The sequence below is a fragment of the Lysinibacillus sp. 38-6 genome (genome assembly GCF_046245175.1).
Lineage (GTDB): Bacteria > Bacillota > Bacilli > Bacillales_A > Planococcaceae > Lysinibacillus.
Genome location: NZ_CP176417.1, coordinates 1,982,229 through 2,002,975 on the forward strand (window position 1 = coordinate 1,982,229; position 20,747 = coordinate 2,002,975).

The following is a 20,747-nucleotide window of genomic DNA, read 5'->3' on the forward strand; positions in this document are numbered from 1 at the left end:
AAGAGGGATTTTTTAATGAAAGCTGTCACTTTTCAAGGTATAAAAAATGTTGAGGTTAAAGAAGTACAAGATCCTAAAATAAAAAAGGCGGACGATATTATTGTTCGCTTAACGACTACTGCCATTTGCGGCTCAGACTTGCATTTAATCCACGGAATGATTCCGAATATCGGAAAGGACTATGTCATTGGCCATGAACCGATGGGCATTGTAGAAGAAGTTGGCAAGGATGTAACGAAGGTTAAAAAGGGCGACCGAATTATCATTCCTTTTAATATTGCATGCGGTGAATGCTGGTTTTGCAATCATGAATTAGAAAGTCAGTGTGATAATGCAAACGATAATGGCGAAATGGGTGCTTATTTTGGTTATTCAGACACAACAGGCGGTTTTCCGGGAGGACAGGCAGAGTATATGCGTGTTCCATATGGCAATTTTATTCCGTTCAAAATTCCAGAGCAATCCGAAGTGCCTGATGAAAGTCTCGTGCTCCTTGCCGATGCTGCCTCTACTGCTTATTGGAGTGTAGAAAATGCCGGAGTAAAGAAAGGAGATACTGTCGTTATTCTTGGCTGCGGACCCGTTGGACTATTAGCCCAAAAATTTGCTTGGTTGAAAGGTGCCGAAAGAGTCATCGCAGTTGACTATATTGGGTATCGTCTTAAACATGCAAAGAAAACAAATAACGTTGAAATCGTTAATTTTGAAGACCATGAAAATTGTGGTGAATATTTGAAAGAGATCACCAAAGGCGGTGCAGACGTTGTCATTGATTGTGTCGGGATGAGCGGAAAAATGACGCCGCTCGAATTTCTTGCCAGTGGCGTAAAACTTCAAAGTGGTGCAATGGGCGCCATTGTCACTGCCAGTCAAGCTGTACGTAAAGGCGGAACGATCCAAATTACCGGTGTATATGGTGGTCGATACAATGCCTTCCCACTCGGAGATATTTTCCAGCGTAATGTGTCAATTCGTACGGGACAAGCCCCAGTTGTTCATCTCATGCCCCATGTCTATAACTTAATCGCTGACGGTAAAGTGAATGCCGGAGACATTATTACACACGTCCTCCCTCTTGAAAAAGCCAAGCATGGTTATGAAATATTCGATACAAAACAGGAAGACTGTATTAAAGTGGTTTTGAAACCTTAAATATAGCAGTAAAAATGAAAAGCGCTTCAAATCCTTGATGTTAAAGGATTTGAAGCGCTCCTTTTTATCTTTTTTTGATTACTCCAATACATTTACTCACTATGTTTAATATTAGTTATTATGAACATTGTTGTTTATTTTAAGAAAAAGAGAGGGTTGAACATTGAAGGATTCTACGATGTACAAAAACCGAGAGAAAACACTGATCACAGCGCGTGAAAAGAATTGCAAAGTGAATAAACCAAAAAAGACCAAGACAGCCATTAAGCTATCTTGGTCTTATTCTGTCTTATAACGTCCGTTTTACAACCGAAATTAACAATCCTAGTGCTTCACCATCTGTCATAGAACCTACTTTCTCGCTATGGTCTAGCTTTAAGATTCCGCGCTGATATGTCTCTTTCAACAATCCTTTTAAATCCTCTTTAGCTGTTGACGTTAAGGTATTTGTCATTTTAGGTTCCTCCTTTTGTTGAATAGTGTTTGTTAGCTTCAACGATTCTTCAATTCGTTTTAAAAAGCTAATCCAACGATGTTCACTTAAAATTCGATGCGGACAGTATTTTCCATTCCAATCTTGATGTTTTTTCACACGTTCTATGCCCCAACCAAAGCGTTTTAATAACGAAGCGATATACTTAACTGCATTTTCCTCAGCAGCAATATAACGAGCTCCCCCACTTTTGCTGTAGCAAATTTCAACACCGATTGATTTACAATTACCCATCCCTTGACCATCTCCACAATGCCAAGCGTTACGATTGAACGGGATTGCTTGAATGGCTTCTACATCATCAATGGCAACGTGATAGGATACCTGATTATCGTTAGTTATCATGTATTTAATTTCATTGGCTGCAGATGCATCATTTGCCGTGTTGTGTACTGTAATATACTGTGGTGTCATGATGTAAGGTGCTTTTATTGGATATTTAATTGATGGTAATAGATTTTGTTTTAAAGTGTAAGCCATTATTGCTGTCCTTCTTTTTTTGCCGCCTTTAATAAATCAAATGTTCCCGAGGCTGTTAGCCCGGCCACAAAGCCAGCCATTAACATGACATACAACGGATGTTCTGATAACGGCCAGCAACCTAAACCAATAAAAATACCAATCACTACCGATGTGAGTGGCATGTATTGTGTATTAATTTTGAATGTCTTCTTCAGTACCTCTGCTATAGCGAGTACGATAGCTACCATTACGATTGCAATCATAAAAATATTTGTTAAATCCATTATTCATCATCCTTTTCATTGTTTTTATTTTGCAGCGAATGTTTTTCAATACGATCGACTCGACCTTCCAATATATTCAACGATCGATTCATGCCTTCAAGTGCGATCGCTGTTCTTTCCTGCGATTCATTAGAGCGTTCCAAGTGATCCATTAATTTATTTTCCCGTTCTTCCGCTCGGTCCATCAGATTATCATTTTTGCTTATTAAATAGCGAAATGCTCCAAACGCTATAATTAAACAAGCTATTGCCCAAACCGCTTGGCTGGTAGCAATTTCATTTATTGCAGCTACACCCATCCCATCACATTCCTTTGCTATTCAAGTAAAATAAAAAGCTATGAGATGTATCGAGAAACAGAACCAAGTCCTGTTATCTCGTTTACTCTCACAGCATAAAAAATAACGCTAAGCTTATGCTTGCGTTTTCGTTGGTGAATATTTATCGCCTGTAATCTCTTTATACTGTTCTGCTGTTATTTTTCCAGCCTCTACAGCATCACCAACCATTTCCTTCGTCCAGTATTTAGGGTAAAAGCCATTAATCATTTTTAACCAATCCATTTTACAAAACCCCTTTCATCATCAGTTGATAAGTTAAATCTGCTTGATTACTATTTAACTCTTCGATTCTTAAGTCCTTCATAACCGATTCATAGGCTAATTGAGCGTTTGTAGCTTCTAATCGTTCCGTTTTTTCTTCTGGAGTTTCTTCGAGCCCGAATTTCTTTCTATCACCTAATGTACCGTCTGAGTTACGTACTTTATATTGAAATGCCATTAGTCCACCGCCCCGGAAATTAGATGTATTTTGTGATTAAACGATAAATCTGTACGTGATGGCGTGATTTTAAGGATGATATTTTGCTTCGCTTCTAAGCCCTCGTATTCAAAGGTATCCTCCACTATACCTTGTTGAACTGGTGCTGTGTTAGCAGGTGTCAACGTTTCATACTGTTCCTGCTCACCATTTAAAGTCATGGATAGCTCAACCTTAATATCCAGTTCCTCATCACGTTGTATAAATAATAAAACACCCATCGCAGATCCCTTCGGTGGCTCGATTTTATAACGAGCGACAGATTGCAATATAGGTGTTTTTATTGCTTTTTTATTTAGTGTTACCGTCTTGCTAGTCTTTGCCCCGTAGTTATCCACGACCTCAATAACAATCGTATTTTGACCAACTACAAGTTGCGAAAGTGCTAAATCAAATTCCCAAGCTCCACCTGCACCGTTGTAGATTTCCACAGCATTTCCTGCATTAATACGTCTTGTTACCGTAACGGTTGAATTGGCGTCCTGGTCAGAAGCTGTACCGCTAATTTTAAACTTGTCCGCATCAACTACACCAGAAGGAACAACAGCGTCTACAGTCAATAAAGGCGCTCGGTTAGGCACGACATAGAAAGTACGCTCAGCAATCGCAGACGATGATTTCTCGCTGTCCTCAGCCCATACTTTTAACGTATGTGCTACGCCATCAGTAAGCGTGCCTGTGAGTGCCGTTTCACCATCGTACAATTTGCCACCTTTGAAGGTTAGTTGCTTAGATAATGAGATTTGCGTTTGGCTTAGGTTAGTTGCCAGAACTTTGCGTGCTTCGTTGTTAATTTGATAGTACGCTGTTACCGACTGGTCTTTATCTGCATCGTATGCATCGCCCGAAATGTTGATTGTGTCATTTTCATATAATCTTTGGTTGTTAGTCGGTAAAGATAAACTTAAAGTTGGCTTATTATTAAACGGCACTAAAACTAGATAAGGAATCTTCACATCATTACCTTGATTATTCCAGTTGAGTTTACTGTACGGTATACTTGCCCCTAATCGAGGTCCAAAATCGTAACCACCACTATACATCCAAGAAATATTTAAAGCCACACTTCTATTATAATTATTTGGAATATACAAGCTTGCATCTGTTCCGCCCGTTGCCTGTGGATTTGTAGCAAAAAATAGAACAGAGAATTTTGTTGTAATATCAAAATCCATCTTCAAGTCGCCTGTTCTATTAGCATTAAAATTAACTTCTTTTTTTCCCCAGTAACTTGTTTGCTCATATAGTAAGAAAACAATTTCTAATGCAGCCGCTGAACCAGACGATCCTCCCGAAATTGTTGATGTTATTTTCTTCCCAGCTTCTGCAGCTGTTACTTGTTTTATAAAGATACTACGTCCATGATAAGTGGGGTGTTCTTCTATACGTTCAAAACCTGATAACTTACCAGTTTGAATGAATTGATAATCTGATACACCATACAGTATTATTAAATCACCAAGAACAGCATTGGTACAATCAATTGTAATAACCTCTCCGTTATAATAACTGTTATTCGTATATTGTTTTATCAGTATACTCTTTTTTAATTTCATTCCAGCTGTATTTACAGGAACAGCCGCGCCTTTCACGTACCAATACCCGTCAGAATGTCGTCCGTTTGCCGGATAGGTGCCTTCCTCTGCTGGGATATTGCTTTTTACTAGGGCGCCGCGTGAATAGTAAGTAGATGTTGTATTAGAGGTTTTATCCTTATAATACGTTTGTGACGGTATCGCGGCGTTTGCGGTTGATGGGTATTGTGCAACGATTTTATACAACAACCCCCCTGATACAAGGTAGCATACGTCGCCTGTCTGTATGGCGTCGGCAGCCCCCCATATAGTCGCCGATTCGTGGTAAGTGTTAGCTTGCGTATTGTAACTGTAAGATTTTGCGTAACCGCTAAAAGCGTAAGCCGACACGCTCGCAGTCACCCACGGCGAACTATCTACATAGACCGTGTTAGCTATCGCCGTATACTTGTCGTAATAATATTGAACCATCCTCAAACCACCTCCACTAATTCAACGTTAAATGTCTGCCAATCACCGACACCCATTTCAGCGTTAACCGTATCAATTTGAACCTTACTTCGAGCCACTTTAGCGCCTTTTTTGTAGGCATTAATTAGTGCTGATACCGTAATTGTGTCTGCACCAACTGCTGTAATTACAACATCCTCACTTGCCACATCATCAAAAATAGTGACCTGCGTAAATGGTGTAAATCCATTAACACTAGCCACTTTTAAAGTAGTTGTTCCTATAATGACAGCCTCGATAATATCGGTCATGGATGTGTCCAATTTGATTTTATTTGTGCTGCCATCGAGTGTATCAGCAAACGTTCCGCCGTTACCGGGTACACGGCCATCTAGTTCCATTTGGATTCGCATACGTTCCAATTGTCGATACATGTCAATCATAAAGCGATAAGCGTTATAGATTCCCCACTCAAAATTATTTGCATACTCCGACATGTATGGAGTACCTTCCTCGATAACCTCACCAGTCACCGGATCTGTTGCGTCATCACGCCATTCAGTACGTTCGTATGGGTTTTTCTTAAAATTCAGTGGTATTTCACCATTCATTTGCTTACTCATTTACTGTCACTTCCTTTGATTCAAGTTGGAGAGGAAATGCGATAACATACCCCTTCGAACCTTTCTGATAGTTCATTGTCTTTACATATAATTCGCGGCCGTAACTATCGACTAAAGCAGCGCGTGTTACAAGACCTTGTTCGGTTGACAATTTCACGTATTTTCTTAGACCAAACTTCGTGCTAGTATGATAGATTTCTTTGTTATAGACAACACCATCTATCGTTACCTTTGCACTAACTGTAAGGTTACTTAAAAATTGTTGTGTTAAATCAATCATTAATGGTTGTATTTCATTCACTGACGCACACCCCCTGCTCTAAATTGACCACATATACGATTGTTCGTAACGAAGCTATAAATTTCATCCGACACTGCTAAAATTTCTTTGCCTAAAGCGCCATGCGTTGCTGCAGTTTTAAAACGACCACATATTTTGTAATTGATAGGCCAAGCATAGGTGCCGCCTATCATAATGAGGCATTCTTTTAACGCTAAAATTGTTGTCATTAAATCAATATTTAACGGAACAATCCGTTCAACTAACTGTACAACTTCGTTATAATAAGTCGTTTGTTCAACTTCAATTGCCACTTCCATTTGAAATTCATTAATATCTAATAAAATCTGATGGTTATTTTCTCCGATTAATCCTGATAGGGCCTTTGTTAAGTACTCCAAAACATAAGGTGCACTTTCTTGCATTCTGGCCAGTAAGCGGAGTTTACGAAATTTTAACGTCTCTTTCTTCGGATCTGCGCGAATGCCAAAATCTTTTTCCCTAATAGCTACAGCAGCCTCGCTAGAGGTTAAAATAAATTGATCATTATCCACACCAAAAAGAGCTTCGTCAAGTTTATCCCAGTTAAGCGTAACTGTATTGGACAACTCTCGAAACTCTTTTATATTTTGATAATAGAATGGTAATTCCTCTAAAAAAGCATTGGTCATGTATTCACTTCCTTCAGTATTACGTTAGAAAGTACCGGAATTTCTTCGACCAAGTTAATATTAGTAGCTATACCATTCAACAATGTGGAAGCAATATCCTCAATTCCTTCAATCTCTAATAGCCGAGATTCAATATGAGTAATACGAACATTGATGTCTAAATCTTTAAACCAATTTCCACGCAATTCAGCAAAATACGTTTCTAACGTTTCACTTACTTGTGTTTCAATTTGTCCAATAGATGCACCATTCAAAAACAGTTCAATTTCAACTTCGATATGATTTTTCCCTACACCTTCTACCGTTACTACATGACCAATAGGTGCAGTACCATATCCCTCACCTTTAAACTCTAATGGGTCCATAAGCTCTTGAACATAGGATACAAAGTCAGGTGTTGGAGCATTAAAATCAGAATCAATAATGATTGCTTTTACTGTTCCGCCACCATATGGAGCTCGACGCAAACGTACACCACCAACGCCTTGAATTGCTCTCAGCTTTTTCTTATAGTCCGCACGATTACCTCCAAAAGCTTTTTCACGGATATGTTCGACAAATCTTAAATATAAGGACTCATCTGTTTCATCATCTTCACCAGGCACAAGTACATCAGCTAATACGGCTTTACCTAGCTTATTATTTGCTTCTAGCGGAAGCATTTCTCCATAATCCTTGTTACCAATTGCACCTGCTGTCTGGGCTTCTACTTTGTATTCACCAGCATCTAATCGTTCAATTACATTGTAGACAATTGCCTCTAATCGATATTGGCTATTTTTAGTCACATCAAGAGGTTGGCTATCACCATCTGTAAATAACGCTCGGCGAATAGCCTTTCCTGCCTTTTTTCGTTCGACTCCATGCTCATTTACTCGCTTTTCAAGATCATCTCCGTCCGCAGTTTGTGCAAAAGTACGACGATATAATACGGACATATCCCAATATGTTTCAGCTAACTTTAATGCTGTAGGTGCAAGGGCATCGTAAATGACACTACCTTCACGCTTATCAACATCATCTGGCACGCGTGCAAGCAGTTCAGCTAAAAGACTATCGAATGAGCGCGATTCTAAATACTCAAGCAATTCTAATCGCCTCCTTTAACAGGCTAACATCGCCATAAATTGTTCGAGCAACAAATGTTATAAACACATCATCTTTTGAAGTAAATTCCAGACTGAAATTTTCTAATGATGTAATACGTTCATCTTGTAATAAGGCATCTTGTATACGCCTTCCTAAATCCCCACGAACATACAACTCATCATAGCCAACCATGTTTTGAAAACCATAATTGTTTGTATAAATTAGATGCTCAAAGCGAATGGTATTTAACACTTTAAAAATCGCTTGTTCCATAGCTTTTTGACCATCAATTAAACCACTGCAGCAACCTCGCTTAAAATCTAAATGATAAGTGCGAGTAGGTAATTCAACAGCGTCCATTACTTCAATATCAGGGGTGATCGTTATTGCTTCTGTTGGTAGTGCCATATGCTCTCCCCCTCTCTATATCTGTCGGATACAAAATACTTTTGACCACCTTGTACTCGATGCATTACTACTTTATCGCCTTCTTTTAAACCATCTTCTACGACGAGCTTTAAATATTTCATTTCATATTCTTCATAAGGCACCGCAGTTGCTTCGCCTTGATTTTGTCGTTTCGAACTTGTCTGTTTTCCTTCATCACCAATTTGGCCTTTTGTGTAATCTTTCGGATATTCGAACTGAATACTAGCAACCCTTTCATGTCTAGTAAGATGCTCTGCAACAAGTAAAAACTCATCAGACAAAATGAGTTTCGAGTGAATTTCTATTTTTAACGGTTTTGCTTCAATGACTTTTCCCAAAACAATATTTACTGGATTGGACGCTTGAAATGCTGCTAGTGCTGTCGTTTTAATTAACTCTAGTAAACTCATGAAACCACCTTCAATTCTAAGCTCATTGTATGGACTTTAGCGGACCAATCATGTGTACATGTCTCAACCAAAAACAACTTTTTAATCCCCAATTTTTCGATATAGATAAATACCATCTTTCCAGCTCGTACTCGCCAATCACCTAAGCACTTTAAGGATAATTCCTTTTTTTCTTTGTTGTGAACCGCGAGTAATACATTCAATAAGCTTTCAATCTGGGCGGGTGTCATATTTTCGTCTACCTTTTTGTAATATTGCAGCTGACCCCATTTAGCGATATTGCTGCTATCCTGCGCAATAAATACTCTTCGCTTGGAAGCCTCTTTATCATCTAATACGAGTTTTACTCGATTATAAGAATCCTCAATTGATACCGAGTAATCAAAGTCATACAAAAGACTTTCTTCACCAATATAAAAATCTGTAGGTGGTATAACAAGATCGCTAATATTATGCAATGCTAGTGAGCCGAAATCATCCATAAAAACAAAGCTCTGGTTTGTAGCCACAATAGCGGAATCAATGTATTTCATGATGACATCTAATGCCTTCTTATTTTCTTCCACCATACCTGGCGCTGTAAAGCCTGTTTTCGCAATAGAACTTAACTTAAGATTTGCCATACTGCAAATACGCTCAATGGCTTTTTCTGCTAACATCGATGGAATAACAAAAGTATCTTCATACATTAAATACTTTAGTTGATCAAAAGCAAGAATATTAAATTCGCTATCCTTGCTAAAACTTGCTTTAAAGGAATAGCCATAAAATACTTTCTGTTTTCCATCAACTACTCTTACAATCGCACCCGATTCAATTTTATTTTCAAGTGGCTTAGAATTCAGCAAAGTAACATTAAGCTCTGATGCTTTCCCTGTTTTTTCAGTCTTCCAACTAAGTGAAGTGACAGGCACTTCGTATATATTTCCATCTCGATTATCAATTAATACTTCTATACCTACCACCTCATTTCTTGGCCGTCCATTCAGGCGGAATTTTCACTTTTAATCCAATTGGCAACTTCCTTAAATCACTATCTTTAATCCCGTTCAAGGTTTGCAATGCTTTATAATTTGCTCCGTTTCCGGTATACTTTTGCGCGATTTTCCAAAGCGAATCACCCTTTACTAAACTATACGTCTGTGGTATTTGCTTAGAGTTTTCTCTTGGAGCTTCCTTTTTCACAACTTTCTTCACTGTCTTTTTCTTGGCAGATACAGTTGGTACATTACTCTTATGAACAAGTTCCATTTTTTTAAATCCAAATGGCACATACTTTTTAAAAGAGATAGTATAATCCACGTCGGACGTACCAAATTGATCTTTTGCTTCAAAGCTTTCAATAGTAAACTGGTCGTTAATAGAGAATGAACCACCTACATAAACAAAGCGGATAACCGTTTCTTCGGCCATCCACTTTTTTATTTGCTCAATATACTTTTTAGGTTCAATAAATTGTGTTTCAGCATAATGTGTATCTTGCGCCGGAAAAAACGAGGAGAATGAGAACTCGGGTAATTTCATAGGTTTAGGCACTTTAACAGTTCCAATCTTAGCGACTGCAAATTCTTCTCCATCTGCATCCTGTTTAAATGATAATTCTGGCGGATTTACAGGGATACGAAATCCTTCTTTGTCATTGTTAGCACTTAAATAGATTCCTATCATCCATATACCCCCTCTACCGAACGATTCTGCTCATCTTTCAAACCTTGTGTAATAAACTTTACAACTTCATGAACATCCACTTTTTCCCGAATATCACCAGTGAAATAAAACTTCGGTTCACTTTGAATATGCTGCACAACATCTTTACTAGTATTTGCTATAGGTGAAGCAGAAATTTTCTCTCGTACTTCGTTTGATACTGCAACTTCATCCCTAACCGGAACATTCAATGCTTGTGATACATAGTCATTTATTTTAACAACGTTGCCACTCGTATTAGATAAATCACCGAATTTATTAAGCATTTTTTCCATTGCACTACCGGTTGTATCTTCAAAATTATTATGGACCTGTAAATTTGGTGTAAGCGACACAATGTTATTGATCGCTTTACCTTCCGCAATATCTTTAAATAATTCGAGATATTCGTCTGCTAGATTGATTTTGTCTTCAATCTTGCCAACTTTATCTATATTTCCACCATTAAGTTTTTGATTATCATCAGCGTTTTTTCCAAGACCTGATTGTGAAGGTGCATTTATTTGACCAAGACCTGAATCTGAAGGTGCTGATTTTACAGCATCATCTGTCAACCTGGATGGAAATGAATTAGTATTTTCTTCATCTTTGTTCCCTAATCCCGCTAGCCCTTTAGCTTTATCTACCAAACTATTTATTTTTTCACTGCCAGCAAGTGAAAGAGAATTTCCTAATTCGTATCCTTTGTCGTATGCATTACCTAAGTCTTTGTAATCTAAACGCTCAAATTGTTTTTTGATTGGTGCAGTCGGCATAGTAACATTATTCATATAATCCCCAGCGGTGTTCATTCTTCCTAGAGTAATCTTGTCAGCCTTTGTAGGCGCTTTAATAAGATTTTGAAGCGTTTCCCCAAAGTTAGTTGCACCACTACTTAATTTTAAATCTACTGTACCTATCTTATTAAGATCGGTATCCAACACACCATTAAGTAAACCTATGAATTTATTTACTCCACCGATTGCACCGTTGATAAGATCAGATATTCCGCCTAATGCTTTATTAATGACGTTAAAAATACCATCTGCTATACCACCAACCGTTTTCAGCACCATAGTACCCATCGTATAAAATGCCATCTGTATACCATATACTAAATCGTTGAAGGTATTTGCAATCCACTCAGCTACGCTAATAATATTATTTCCTATGGCATCTAATACAGTTCTAACCATCAGATTAAAGGCAATCCATGCTAGTTGTACAAAAAATATTGCCTGATTCCATGTGTTAACGAACCATTCAGCAACGGTAATAGCAAGGTTAGCTATACCGATCATAACGTTATAGAAGGCAGCACCTAGCCAATAAACACCTCCAACAATTGCACCAAATACAGCAGCTGTCTGTTCACCCCACATCACCATTGCGGTTACAACTAAAGCAATAACTGCAATAATTCCAATGATGACCCACGTAATAGGGCTTGTTAAATAAGCAGCATCAACTATCCATTGTGCTGCAGCCCACGCAAGGGTTGCTGTCCTAACCAAACCTAAAACAGCATATTTAGTTAGCAAAATTGCTACAATTGATCCTAGAACAACACCCATTGTTACGAGTATAGGCACCACCCAATTAGCGTTATCATACATAAATGTTCCTACCGCACCGATTGTGTTGTAAATCATCTCAAGAGCATCAAAAACAAGTGATAATCCAGCTACAAATAGATTAATAAACATCATTGCATGACCTGCTAAAACCCCAAATGCGTCCGAATTAACAAATTCGCTGAATCGTTTAAATATAGGTTCAAATGCATTTTGCGCATCGTTTTTTAATACAGTCATGGCATCTGAAAATGTTATCGGCGTTTTACTGAATTTATCTTCAATTTCGTCAGCAGCATTAAATAATGCATTTTTAATAATATCCGCTGTAATTTCTCCATCTGATGACATTTGCTTTAGTTCACTTGTACTTTTTCCTAACGAATTTGCAATTGCATCTGCAAGCAATGGAGCCTTTTCTGCGATCGATGTAAACTCATCACCTTGCAATCCTCCAGAAGCCATTGCTTGCGTTAATTGTTTTATACTTTCAGCCTTTTCTTGACTACTAGCTCCTGAAGCAGCGAAAGATTTATTCATCAGCTCACTGAAACGGATAGCTTCATCATTGCTACTAAAAGTATCACTAATGTTTAATTTAGCAACACTAGTAGCCATCTCATCATAAGAGCTTAAACTACGCTGAGAAGCTCTATAAATCTTATCCTGTAACTCCGCTTGTGTTTGCGAACCGTCATTCATATTCGCAAGCTTCGCATTGGTATTACTATATGAATCAGATGCGTTTGCTAACTTTTTAAAACCCTCAGTTAAATTCTTTACCGACAAAAGTTTAGAAGCAAAACCTACAAATTTACTCAAAAATTTATCCACTCCGCTTGTGGCGGCTGCTATCCCTCCCGAAGTCCCTATAAATCCAACACCCACGTTACTAATACTTTGATTTGCTAGTCTTGCACTCGTCCCTAATCTATTAAAAGCTACACTAGCACTCTGGATAACGACCGTTGCACGTTGCAGGCTACGCATATCCCCTGCTCTATTGGATGATATATGCATTTGCTCCATCGTTCGGATTGTACTATTCATAGCTTTCATCATCTTATGAAGAGTACCCGTCATTCTATCGGTCAAGGTCATGGTTGTACGCACTGACATAACACTCACCTCATTTTAGGGCTAAAAAAGACATACCCAACAAGGCATGTCTTTTTTATAAAATTATAATTACCTTATTACTTTTTCGAGGCCTCTGCCTCTTTTTCAAGTTCTATATCCAAACTTGCGATAATGAATGCGCGCTCTTTGCGATCCATACTTAAAAACGAGTTAGGCAGTATATTGAACCGATGAAGCGCAACATGTGCATAAAATGCTAGTCCGTCGCGCTCATCGTCACTGCCTTGTATTAGTTTTTTACTTCTTCCACTTCATCTTCGAGCGTAATATCACTTCCGCTAATTTCGGATACTTTTTCTGAAATCAGCGATGTTTCACCTGCTAGAAACATTCTTCCGTATAAGGCCTCTGCACCTTTTACGCCATAAGATTGTTGTAATTCTGTATTATTTAGGTCTGGGTATACGATAGCTGCTACGTTTAATCTACGGTTGTATGCTACTGGATCAAATACTCGTTCTTGGCGTCCTCTTTTGCCGGCTACATTTTTAAAACATCTATCGTTAATCAAATCCGCTTCTTCAGATGGAACAGGTCGTAATTTAATAGGTTCTGCAAAACGTTGTAGGGATAACTCGATAGGTTCTACCGCCATTACATTTTCTTTCATGAATGCTTTAAAGTTACTCATTTACAGTTTCCTCCTTATTGGATAACGCTAAATTGGTTTAAGATTTCAAAATCGTCAAATGTGAATGAAAATTCGTCTTTTAGTGTGTCTGCACTATCTGCATCAAGCATTGCTAGTAGTGTTTTATCTGGAACAATATTTCGGACATCCACGGTTTGTTTACCAGCTGCACTAGTAATATCCGCATTGACAATTGTTGCATCAAACATTGGCGATTTCCCTGAACGTAGATAGTTCATGGCCATCGCTCGAACCTCGGGGCGATGGTAATACATCGTCATTTCACCGACACCTTTTGCTCCGACAATTTTTGAACCTTCCATACGAGCATTTAAACGTTTTACTTCTACTTTGTTGTATTCTACTTCCGCCTTGAATTTAAGAATTTCTGCAAATTCATATGTTTGCCCTTCAATATTAATAAATACCAAGCCCTCACGTGAGGACATTGCGTCTTTTGTTTGCATTACGTTCGCTGCCATCTAATTTTCCCCCTTTTATTTACACTCAACGCGCATATATAATTTTTCCATTGCATCGATAAACTTGATACCAATCACTGCAAATACGGCATCTTTTTCATCACCTTGCTCAACAGTAATATCTTCAGGCAGATATGGATGGATAACCCCTAACCGAACATATGGATCGAGCACTGTTTTCATTAATTGCTTCTTAAATAAATCTCTTCCATCTTCATTATTATTCACTTTACCGATGAAGTATTTTCGGAAAATGTGGCGTGTGTTATTTTCAACAATAGTCATTCCTCGATCGATTTTTCCTTTACGGAAATCTTGGTTTTTAGACGGTGTAAATGAATGGAAAGTATTTATATCCTGCTCTACTACTACTTCATCATTATTGAAAGTGAAGACAATATGACCGTCTTGTAATGCTTTAATGACTTCATCATTGGTCATCGCTTCCGCTTCTATTGCACCCGGATATTTTGCATATGTTAATGAACCTACAGTGGATGCTGCAAATGCTGCACCAAACCAGTACACCGCCTCATGTGCACTTAAGATTTCCCCACCATCAAGTGTGACGCCATTTTTAATCGATACTGTGCTTTCATGGTCTGCAGCATTATAATTATTCGTAACGAATGTAACGCGTTTACCTGCTTGTTCTCGCAGTTCTTTTACCTTTAAGGCAAGTAGCTCTTTTATTGAATTGTCAGCAGTCCCATATGCTACTACCTTAAAATTCAAAGTATCCAATGCAGACGCGAACTCCGATATGGACTCGTTTGTAGCAGCTACTGTTGTTCCACCAGCTAAAGTCAAAGTAGCATCACCTGTTGGTAATGAACCATTAAACAATACATATTCATTTGATTTTAAATCTTCGAAAGTAATCACCTTTTGTAAGTCCACTTGAATACCGTCAAAATAGGTTTTTACTGTTGTAGAACCGTCTAATCCAGTTGTCGTAATAATGTGAATCCTATTTCCATCAGTTCCACCGAACTTCGCAGTAGCTGTTAATCCTTCAACTGTCGCTTTCGCTTTCTCACCAACGCCATTAAGGTTATACAAATAAACATTTCCAGTAGCCTTAAAAGCTTCTCGAAGAGGTAAAATATCACTCAGTGCTTTACCGAATAAGCTCCTAGACTTTGTATTTGAAGAGAGTTTAATAAACTTACCAACCTCACCCCAATCAAGTGTCACAGGTACAACTAGAGCCCCATTAGAATCAAGTCCCATTGTATTTAAACTGTTTGTTTCAAAATTAATATAAGCATCAGGACGTACTTTATTTTGCGTTTCCCAAATTCCACCCATTATGCAATTCCTCCTTTTTGTTTCCACTCGGATACTTGTTTATCAGCTTCTATTTTTGTATAAGTTACGCCATCTTGAAGCACAACTTGATACTCTAAACGCTCTTTTGAAGATTGAGCGCTATCTAAAAAAGCAGCCTTAGAGAATTTTTTATTCCCTGGCTGCTTCACTGTTTTTTGTTTAAAAGTCATTATTTGTGTCAAATCCAACGCCCTCCAATGTTTTCATTTTCGCTTCTTCTTGACTGTCGTAAAGTCTCGCTTTCACTTGAAAATTAATCATTAGTGTTTCATTAACTATTTCCCCTTCTATTTCATGTATTTGGAAACTATCCGCAAGGTATTTAAAGTTGTTTTGAATAACTTCCAGTACATTTAAGCATTCATCATCTATTTCATCTGTAGATGGTAAATAGACGATGCTAAATGAATAGGTCCGAATTGCTTGATTCTTCATACTTCGCTCTTGATGCACGTTTATGATTCGAACTAAAAATGCAGGTAATTTTAAGTCTTGCTTAACAGGTTTATTGTAAATTTGATATTGATTGTTATCGGGATACAAAGATCGTAATTGCATGATTGCTAACGTTTTAATACGATCTGTTACATTAACCACCCATTTTACGCCTCCATTCCTTCTCGATTTCGTGTTCCCACATTTGAGGTATAAGATGTTCCATTTCTTGTTCCGTGAGTTTAAGTATATATTGACCATCTACAAAACCTACTGTTCGTCCAGTCATAACATTATGCCTTTTCTCAACAAAAAGCGGATATTCTAACTGATTATAAATAATAATGATAAAATTATTACCCTCTTTAACAATATGGTATTTCCAGTTATCACGAAACCGATTATTATCTACAGGTGTAAGCATTTTCACTTTCTGAATAGCTATTTGGGCAACTCTCTCAGCCACTTTTTTGTGTATCTTCTCAGTTGTAATAGTGAGTTCTTTTAAGTTTGCAGCTAACTGCTTTACTTCCTTAAATTCAAATGCCATTAAGCAAACACCCTCCTTTTAAAGGACAACTTCGTTCGATACATAGAGAAATCATTTTTTGCTGATAACACCTCCTCATCCTAAAAAATGATACAACTTTCTTTTAATAGCACTAGCCCTCCTTTTCCTAAAATAGTGTAACGGTAACATTTAAAAACTTATTCTTTAACGTCTACAAGTTCGAAAAAGACGAGATTAGGCATAATAAAAAGTCGTAGTTACCTACGACCGATTGATAAAATCTTTTTATATACTTTTGTTATCGTTGTTGTTTCTCCCTATATTCAAAATATAATACAAACAGAAGAAAATCTTAGCTACCTTGCCTAAATCTAGTTTACATGATAATTTCTAACTCACATAATGTTTAAAGTATGGCAACTTTGGAAAGTTTGAAATCGTAATTACCTACGACCGATAGAAAAATCCATTTATATACTATTAAGTTGTGCGCATTAACTTTGGAACTATTGGCTTTCCCTAAATTCAAAATATAAATCTTACCTAACCTGCCTATAGCCTAGTTTACATTATTATTTCTAACTCACATAATATTTAAAGTATGGCAACTCTGGAAAGTATGGAAAGTTACTACTGATTGCTTTCATTCAGTGTATCCCTAAGAGACGATTAGTTAAAATGCAAGAAGAATTACCAAATTGCCAGATGGAAAAAAAGTTATCCTTTATAAAAAGATTTACAACAACACAAGTAGACAAAGTTTCAGGCCAATAAAAAGTTTTAGGATCCCTCAATTTATATGAGGGATCCTTTTTAAGCTAACATTTTGATTAAAATATTTTCTTTAATATTTTGTATTTGTGTGTGACTCAATTCCATTTTTTTTGCTATCCAACGCTTAGATTTTCCATCTAACATCCAATTTAATACTTGAATCTCCCTATCGCCTGTAACTTTTTCAAGAAGTTTCTGAACCTCTAATATCTTTTTCTCGTAATCTGCAACACGTTTATTATTTTTCGATCGTCTAATAGCCTCTTGCATAATTGGATCACCTATCCCGCCTACTGCCTTTGGTAATGACGCCTCAATACCATATTGTGCCGTCTTTGCCCCTATGACCATTTCTTCTCGCATTTCTTTGATAGCGTTAACCATCCAATGGTAGTCTGTAATCATTGAATCCAAAACATCCGGTGTAATAACTAGCGCTCTCTCTTTTAACATAAATTTTCCCTCCTAAGTGTAATCATATTCTCCCTCTATGCAGAGTAATAAATTTGGGGCTCATATCGATGATAAAAGCCATTAGGATTAATATGCATTGCTAATGCTGTTTGTAATTCACACTCGTCAAAGCAAATTGTTTTCGATTTATTCTCATCCCCTTTACGCCATATGATAACTGCATACGGTTTTACTCCAAAACCTAAAAATATTGGATTCAAACTGCTACCTCCCATATCTGATTCATAACGAACTGTTAATACTACACTTTTAAATGCTTTATATCCATTTACTAAAAATAAAACGTTTTTTCCTGTTGTTTCGTCATCTATTCTCCCTCCGATAAGGGGATGGGTCTCTCTCTATCTTTTTTCGAATAGTTTGCGCAATCGATAATTCACTTTCTTATCCTTCTGAATAGTTACTATGAAATCTTGCGTCATTTCAAACAGTCGACTAGTTAAAGCCTCATCGATATAAAGCATGTCATCAAGAGACAATTCACTAGATATTAATAAAGGTTTGTTGCTCAAATAACGAGCGTTGACCACTTCGAAGATGACCTCAGTCTGCCACGACTTCACATTAACTTTGCCACCGATTGGCTTAAATAAATCGTCAATGAACAAGACATCAACCTCTTTCATCTGAGTCATAATTTCCATTTTACGTTCAAAATTGTTAGCAGCGATCTTGTTCAAGCCATCTTTGTATGGAAAGTATAGAACAGGCACTTGCTTTGAATGGATCAGATAGTTAGATAGCGCGGTTAATAAGTGTGTCTTGCCACACCCAGGTTGTCCCACAAGCATAATGCTGTTTTGTCTGAAACCTCTAATTGCTTCAAAGGCTGCATAATACTGTTTCACTTTACTTTTCATTTCTACAACTTTGGGATGAACATTATCCGTCGAGAAGTTTTTAAGGCTCATTTTCTGAAACTCTTTTGTAATTGCACTCGATTCAATAAGTCTATTAATCTTGAGCATCATGTTGCATTCACAAACGACATAATAGTCTTGCACCACTTCAACACCTCGGATATAGTAACCATTTTTTTTACGGACTAAGTAACTACCAGTATCCTTACACTTAGAACAGTTATATTGAGTTTCCTCAATCGCTACAGTAGTCTCCATATATAGCTTGCTTCTCGCCATTAGCTCCTCCATGACTTCTGCCATTCTGTCGCCCGTTTTTTGCACTATTCTTCACCTGCCCATCTGTAGTTATTACATTGCAATGTATTATTCTCCTGACTGGGTATCAACACGTTTGAACATTCACTCTAGTCGTTTTGTTAATATGTCGGTCAATAACTTTTGTGCCAGGTTTGTAGATTAGGTCTACAATGACATTGCCCTTATCTTTTAGACTTAAAATTAACTGGCTATTCGCCCCTTGCTAAGACTATAGATTGGTACTAACTAATTGTTTGATGACAACACCCTTGTTCAACTCACAAACCAAACTTCAACAATTAATAAAACGAGAGTTAGGATACCTTTCGAGGAATCCAAGATCGAATGTAATTCAGTACATTTTGCAAATCTTTCCTACGAATATCTTTATAACTAGCTACAGCAAAACGATTCTTAATTTCACGATGCAATTCACGAAATAATTGAGGTTGGATGTTTGTATCATCTTCAATCTCATAAACTTTTATGGCAACTTCTTTTCGTACAGCGCGTTGTTCACCAGAAGTTAATGTTATTTGTGCATCAACTTTTTCGATAATCATAGACAGGTCCTGTCCATGCTGTTCTTGTTGAATCGCTTGAGTATCTTTCACTAAATCAGCAGTTGTACGTAGATCGGTCACATATGTTTGAGTTTTAAATAAAGGAATTACATTTTCTTTCACCGTGTAGTATTCGTCTACTAAATTTTCATACGCGTCCCAAGCTTCATCTGTATTTAGAAATTTAGCATGTAGCCAAGCTCCCTTTTCAGTCCAAAGATATAACGCTCTACCCTGATTGCATATTTGTAAATGTTGCTGCGTTTCTCGAAAATTCAATAATTCCTTACCTTCTAATTTGATAAAGTGCTTATATTCTTTATATTGATCTTTATTTTCTGAAAAGTTCTTATAAATATGGTCACTATTTGTTCCATAACTTTCAGCAATTTGTGCTGTCGTCAGGACTCTACAATTTTCATATAAGATAATTTGTAATAATTTCATGTCAATATATCCTCCTTTATTAATAAACTTTGTATCATATCGCTACACAAACACATTTACACAGCTATTTTGTAACGAATCGTTACTTTTATCATCAAAAAAAAGAACCCAATCAAAATCTAGTACTACCGCAATAGATTTAGCAACATGTACAGAAGGCCTGCGTTTACCTTGTTCAATCATGGTATAATATGCTCGTTTAATTCCAGATGCTTTAGCGACATCATCATGCGTCAGATTATTTGCTAAACGTTTTGTCTTTAACCAAGTTCGATTTTCCAATTATTCACCAACTTTCATATAGCTTATTTATAATATAGTATCAATTCGTTACTTAGTCAATCATATTTGTATCGTTTCGTTACATTTTTATTTTTTATTGGATTAGTAACAATTTGTTACATATAATGATATTTAGAAACGCGAGGTGAAATTATGCTAGGTGGACGCTTGAAATATCTACGAAAATCAAATAACAAAACTCAACAAGATATAGCAGACATTCTAGGCATTACTAGACCAGCTTATACTGCTTATGAACAAGGTAAGAGAAATCCTGATTATGAAATTTTAGAAAAAATTGCGGACTACTATAATGTGTCTATAGATTATCTTTTAGGTCGCACGGATAATCAAGGAGCTTTACATACCCAAGCTGGCATCTCTGATAATGAATACAACAATCTAAGTGCATATCAAAAAGAGGTAATTGATTTCTTTTTAACTAGAGAAGATTTATTTTTTAAAAACCAGCCCGAAAATTTATTGGATGCGTTAGAACAATTTGAAGTTTTCTATGAAGTATTGAAACGTCAACAAGAAAACAAAAAATAAAATCACA

At 37.1% G+C, this 20,747-nt stretch carries 28 protein-coding genes; 2 read left to right on the plus strand and 26 right to left on the minus strand.

Annotated features, from left to right (window positions below; all coding sequences use genetic code 11):
- Positions 1-15: 15 nt before the first annotated feature.
- Entirely contained in the window at positions 16-1,152 is a 1,137-nt protein-coding gene (locus ACKVEV_RS10235; protein ID WP_402920771.1) for a zinc-dependent alcohol dehydrogenase, read from the plus strand.
- A gap of 289 nt (positions 1,153-1,441) precedes the next feature.
- Here ACKVEV_RS10235 and ACKVEV_RS10240 read toward each other — a convergent pair whose 3' ends face one another.
- The 26 genes from ACKVEV_RS10240 to ACKVEV_RS10365 form a co-directional block, all read right to left on the minus strand.
- On the minus strand, positions 1,442-2,125 hold the full coding sequence (locus ACKVEV_RS10240; RefSeq protein WP_409370271.1) for an N-acetylmuramoyl-L-alanine amidase family protein: 684 nt from the start codon (positions 2,123-2,125) through the stop codon (positions 1,442-1,444).
- The gene (locus ACKVEV_RS10245; RefSeq protein ID WP_409370272.1) at positions 2,125-2,391 is read right to left on the minus strand and encodes a holin; all 267 of its coding nucleotides are present in this window, start codon (positions 2,389-2,391) and stop codon (positions 2,125-2,127) included. Before ACKVEV_RS10245 ends, ACKVEV_RS10240 begins: the two co-directional genes overlap by 1 nt.
- Complete coding sequence (locus ACKVEV_RS10250) at positions 2,391-2,690, minus strand: hypothetical protein (protein ID WP_409370273.1); 300 nt, start codon at positions 2,688-2,690, stop codon at positions 2,391-2,393. The genes ACKVEV_RS10245 and ACKVEV_RS10250 overlap by 1 nt, the downstream gene beginning before the upstream one ends.
- A 114-nt stretch (positions 2,691-2,804) precedes the next feature.
- Positions 2,805-2,954, minus strand: coding sequence for an XkdX family protein (locus ACKVEV_RS10255; protein ID WP_409370274.1), 150 nt, complete (start codon positions 2,952-2,954; stop codon positions 2,805-2,807).
- A gap of 1 nt (position 2,955) precedes the next feature.
- A complete protein-coding gene (locus ACKVEV_RS10260) occupies positions 2,956-3,171 on the minus strand; it encodes a hypothetical protein (protein ID WP_402763887.1) in 216 nt (71 codons plus the stop codon).
- Positions 3,171-5,216, minus strand: a complete 2,046-nt coding sequence (locus ACKVEV_RS10265) for a hypothetical protein (RefSeq protein ID WP_409370275.1) — start codon at positions 5,214-5,216, stop codon at positions 3,171-3,173. Before ACKVEV_RS10265 ends, ACKVEV_RS10260 begins: the two co-directional genes overlap by 1 nt.
- Positions 5,217-5,218: 2 nt before the next feature.
- Complete coding sequence (locus tag ACKVEV_RS10270) at positions 5,219-5,818, minus strand: hypothetical protein (RefSeq protein WP_409370276.1); 600 nt, start codon at positions 5,816-5,818, stop codon at positions 5,219-5,221.
- Positions 5,811-6,119 carry a hypothetical protein gene (locus tag ACKVEV_RS10275; RefSeq protein WP_409370277.1) on the minus strand — a complete coding sequence of 103 codons (309 nt, stop codon included), beginning with the start codon at positions 6,117-6,119 and terminating at the stop codon, positions 5,811-5,813. The genes ACKVEV_RS10270 and ACKVEV_RS10275 overlap by 8 nt, the downstream gene beginning before the upstream one ends.
- Positions 6,116-6,769 (minus strand): putative phage tail protein, encoded by a 654-nt coding sequence (locus ACKVEV_RS10280; RefSeq protein ID WP_409370278.1) that lies wholly within the window; start codon positions 6,767-6,769, stop codon positions 6,116-6,118. The genes ACKVEV_RS10275 and ACKVEV_RS10280 overlap by 4 nt, the downstream gene beginning before the upstream one ends.
- Positions 6,766-7,857: a baseplate J/gp47 family protein gene (locus tag ACKVEV_RS10285; protein WP_409370279.1), complete on the minus strand. Its 1,092-nt coding sequence runs from the start codon at positions 7,855-7,857 to the stop codon at positions 6,766-6,768. Before ACKVEV_RS10285 ends, ACKVEV_RS10280 begins: the two co-directional genes overlap by 4 nt.
- On the minus strand, positions 7,850-8,266 hold the full coding sequence (locus ACKVEV_RS10290; protein WP_409370280.1) for a DUF2634 domain-containing protein: 417 nt from the start codon (positions 8,264-8,266) through the stop codon (positions 7,850-7,852). Before ACKVEV_RS10290 ends, ACKVEV_RS10285 begins: the two co-directional genes overlap by 8 nt.
- Entirely contained in the window at positions 8,242-8,697 is a 456-nt protein-coding gene (locus ACKVEV_RS10295; protein ID WP_409370281.1) for a DUF2577 domain-containing protein, read from the minus strand. Before ACKVEV_RS10295 ends, ACKVEV_RS10290 begins: the two co-directional genes overlap by 25 nt.
- A complete protein-coding gene (locus tag ACKVEV_RS10300) occupies positions 8,694-9,662 on the minus strand; it encodes a hypothetical protein (RefSeq protein WP_409370282.1) in 969 nt (322 codons plus the stop codon). Before ACKVEV_RS10300 ends, ACKVEV_RS10295 begins: the two co-directional genes overlap by 4 nt.
- Position 9,663: 1 nt before the next feature.
- Complete coding sequence (locus ACKVEV_RS10305) at positions 9,664-10,365, minus strand: LysM peptidoglycan-binding domain-containing protein (protein WP_409370283.1); 702 nt, start codon at positions 10,363-10,365, stop codon at positions 9,664-9,666.
- Positions 10,362-13,076, minus strand: coding sequence for a tape measure protein (locus ACKVEV_RS10310; protein ID WP_409370284.1), 2,715 nt, complete (start codon positions 13,074-13,076; stop codon positions 10,362-10,364). Before ACKVEV_RS10310 ends, ACKVEV_RS10305 begins: the two co-directional genes overlap by 4 nt.
- Positions 13,077-13,326: 250 nt before the next feature.
- A complete protein-coding gene (locus ACKVEV_RS10315; RefSeq protein ID WP_108029911.1) occupies positions 13,327-13,728 on the minus strand; it encodes a phage tail assembly chaperone in 402 nt (133 codons plus the stop codon).
- Positions 13,729-13,742: 14 nt separating this feature from the next.
- On the minus strand, positions 13,743-14,210 hold the full coding sequence (locus tag ACKVEV_RS10320; RefSeq protein WP_108029912.1) for a phage tail tube protein: 468 nt from the start codon (positions 14,208-14,210) through the stop codon (positions 13,743-13,745).
- A gap of 15 nt (positions 14,211-14,225) precedes the next feature.
- A complete protein-coding gene (locus tag ACKVEV_RS10325) occupies positions 14,226-15,521 on the minus strand; it encodes a phage tail sheath subtilisin-like domain-containing protein (RefSeq protein ID WP_409370285.1) in 1,296 nt (431 codons plus the stop codon).
- Complete coding sequence (locus ACKVEV_RS10330; RefSeq protein WP_337982613.1) at positions 15,521-15,724, minus strand: hypothetical protein; 204 nt, start codon at positions 15,722-15,724, stop codon at positions 15,521-15,523. The genes ACKVEV_RS10325 and ACKVEV_RS10330 overlap by 1 nt, the downstream gene beginning before the upstream one ends.
- Positions 15,702-16,139, minus strand: coding sequence for a DUF6838 family protein (locus ACKVEV_RS10335; RefSeq protein WP_108029914.1), 438 nt, complete (start codon positions 16,137-16,139; stop codon positions 15,702-15,704). The genes ACKVEV_RS10330 and ACKVEV_RS10335 overlap by 23 nt, the downstream gene beginning before the upstream one ends.
- Positions 16,132-16,527, minus strand: coding sequence for an HK97 gp10 family phage protein (locus ACKVEV_RS10340; protein ID WP_409370286.1), 396 nt, complete (start codon positions 16,525-16,527; stop codon positions 16,132-16,134). Before ACKVEV_RS10340 ends, ACKVEV_RS10335 begins: the two co-directional genes overlap by 8 nt.
- 774 nt (positions 16,528-17,301) lie before the next feature.
- On the minus strand, positions 17,302-17,715 hold the full coding sequence (locus ACKVEV_RS10345; protein WP_193768779.1) for a LuxR C-terminal-related transcriptional regulator: 414 nt from the start codon (positions 17,713-17,715) through the stop codon (positions 17,302-17,304).
- A gap of 35 nt (positions 17,716-17,750) precedes the next feature.
- Positions 17,751-17,936 (minus strand): hypothetical protein, encoded by a 186-nt coding sequence (locus ACKVEV_RS10350; RefSeq protein ID WP_409370287.1) that lies wholly within the window; start codon positions 17,934-17,936, stop codon positions 17,751-17,753.
- Between the two features lie 141 nt (positions 17,937-18,077).
- Positions 18,078-18,920: a DnaA ATPase domain-containing protein gene (locus ACKVEV_RS10355; RefSeq protein ID WP_409370288.1), complete on the minus strand. Its 843-nt coding sequence runs from the start codon at positions 18,918-18,920 to the stop codon at positions 18,078-18,080.
- Positions 18,921-19,210: 290 nt separating this feature from the next.
- Positions 19,211-19,906, minus strand: coding sequence for an ORF6N domain-containing protein (locus ACKVEV_RS10360; protein WP_409370289.1), 696 nt, complete (start codon positions 19,904-19,906; stop codon positions 19,211-19,213).
- Positions 19,907-19,948: 42 nt separating this feature from the next.
- Positions 19,949-20,188 carry a helix-turn-helix transcriptional regulator gene (locus ACKVEV_RS10365; RefSeq protein ID WP_409370290.1) on the minus strand — a complete coding sequence of 80 codons (240 nt, stop codon included), beginning with the start codon at positions 20,186-20,188 and terminating at the stop codon, positions 19,949-19,951.
- 153 nt (positions 20,189-20,341) lie between these two features.
- Between ACKVEV_RS10365 and ACKVEV_RS10370 the strand changes: the two genes are divergently transcribed.
- Entirely contained in the window at positions 20,342-20,740 is a 399-nt protein-coding gene (locus ACKVEV_RS10370) for a helix-turn-helix domain-containing protein (RefSeq protein WP_409370291.1), read from the plus strand.
- Positions 20,741-20,747 lie beyond the last annotated feature (7 nt).

What these genes read in the sequence shown, in the direction of transcription:
- ACKVEV_RS10235 (WP_402920771.1), top strand. Translation starts at nt 16, where the DNA reads ATGAAAGCTGTCACTTTTCAAGGTATAAAAAATGTTGAGGTTAAAGAA.
- ACKVEV_RS10240 (WP_409370271.1), bottom strand. Translation starts at nt 2,125, where the DNA reads ATGGCTTACACTTTAAAACAAAATCTATTACCATCAATTAAATATCCA.
- ACKVEV_RS10245 (WP_409370272.1), bottom strand. Translation starts at nt 2,391, where the DNA reads ATGGATTTAACAAATATTTTTATGATTGCAATCGTAATGGTAGCTATC.
- ACKVEV_RS10250 (WP_409370273.1), bottom strand. Translation starts at nt 2,690, where the DNA reads ATGGGTGTAGCTGCAATAAATGAAATTGCTACCAGCCAAGCGGTTTGG.
- ACKVEV_RS10255 (WP_409370274.1), bottom strand. Translation starts at nt 2,954, where the DNA reads ATGGATTGGTTAAAAATGATTAATGGCTTTTACCCTAAATACTGGACG.
- ACKVEV_RS10260 (WP_402763887.1), bottom strand. Translation starts at nt 3,171, where the DNA reads ATGGCATTTCAATATAAAGTACGTAACTCAGACGGTACATTAGGTGAT.
- ACKVEV_RS10265 (WP_409370275.1), bottom strand. Translation starts at nt 5,216, where the DNA reads ATGGTTCAATATTATTACGACAAGTATACGGCGATAGCTAACACGGTC.
- ACKVEV_RS10270 (WP_409370276.1), bottom strand. Translation starts at nt 5,818, where the DNA reads ATGAGTAAGCAAATGAATGGTGAAATACCACTGAATTTTAAGAAAAAC.
- ACKVEV_RS10280 (WP_409370278.1), bottom strand. Translation starts at nt 6,769, where the DNA reads ATGACCAATGCTTTTTTAGAGGAATTACCATTCTATTATCAAAATATA.
- ACKVEV_RS10290 (WP_409370280.1), bottom strand. Translation starts at nt 8,266, where the DNA reads ATGGCACTACCAACAGAAGCAATAACGATCACCCCTGATATTGAAGTA.
- ACKVEV_RS10295 (WP_409370281.1), bottom strand. Translation starts at nt 8,697, where the DNA reads ATGAGTTTACTAGAGTTAATTAAAACGACAGCACTAGCAGCATTTCAA.
- ACKVEV_RS10305 (WP_409370283.1), bottom strand. Translation starts at nt 10,365, where the DNA reads ATGATAGGAATCTATTTAAGTGCTAACAATGACAAAGAAGGATTTCGT.
- ACKVEV_RS10310 (WP_409370284.1), bottom strand. Translation starts at nt 13,076, where the DNA reads ATGTCAGTGCGTACAACCATGACCTTGACCGATAGAATGACGGGTACT.
- ACKVEV_RS10315 (WP_108029911.1), bottom strand. Translation starts at nt 13,728, where the DNA reads ATGAGTAACTTTAAAGCATTCATGAAAGAAAATGTAATGGCGGTAGAA.
- ACKVEV_RS10320 (WP_108029912.1), bottom strand. Translation starts at nt 14,210, where the DNA reads ATGGCAGCGAACGTAATGCAAACAAAAGACGCAATGTCCTCACGTGAG.
- ACKVEV_RS10325 (WP_409370285.1), bottom strand. Translation starts at nt 15,521, where the DNA reads ATGGGTGGAATTTGGGAAACGCAAAATAAAGTACGTCCTGATGCTTAT.
- ACKVEV_RS10340 (WP_409370286.1), bottom strand. Translation starts at nt 16,527, where the DNA reads ATGGCATTTGAATTTAAGGAAGTAAAGCAGTTAGCTGCAAACTTAAAA.
- ACKVEV_RS10345 (WP_193768779.1), bottom strand. Translation starts at nt 17,715, where the DNA reads ATGTTAAAAGAGAGAGCGCTAGTTATTACACCGGATGTTTTGGATTCA.
- ACKVEV_RS10360 (WP_409370289.1), bottom strand. Translation starts at nt 19,906, where the DNA reads ATGAAATTATTACAAATTATCTTATATGAAAATTGTAGAGTCCTGACG.
- ACKVEV_RS10370 (WP_409370291.1), top strand. Translation starts at nt 20,342, where the DNA reads ATGCTAGGTGGACGCTTGAAATATCTACGAAAATCAAATAACAAAACT.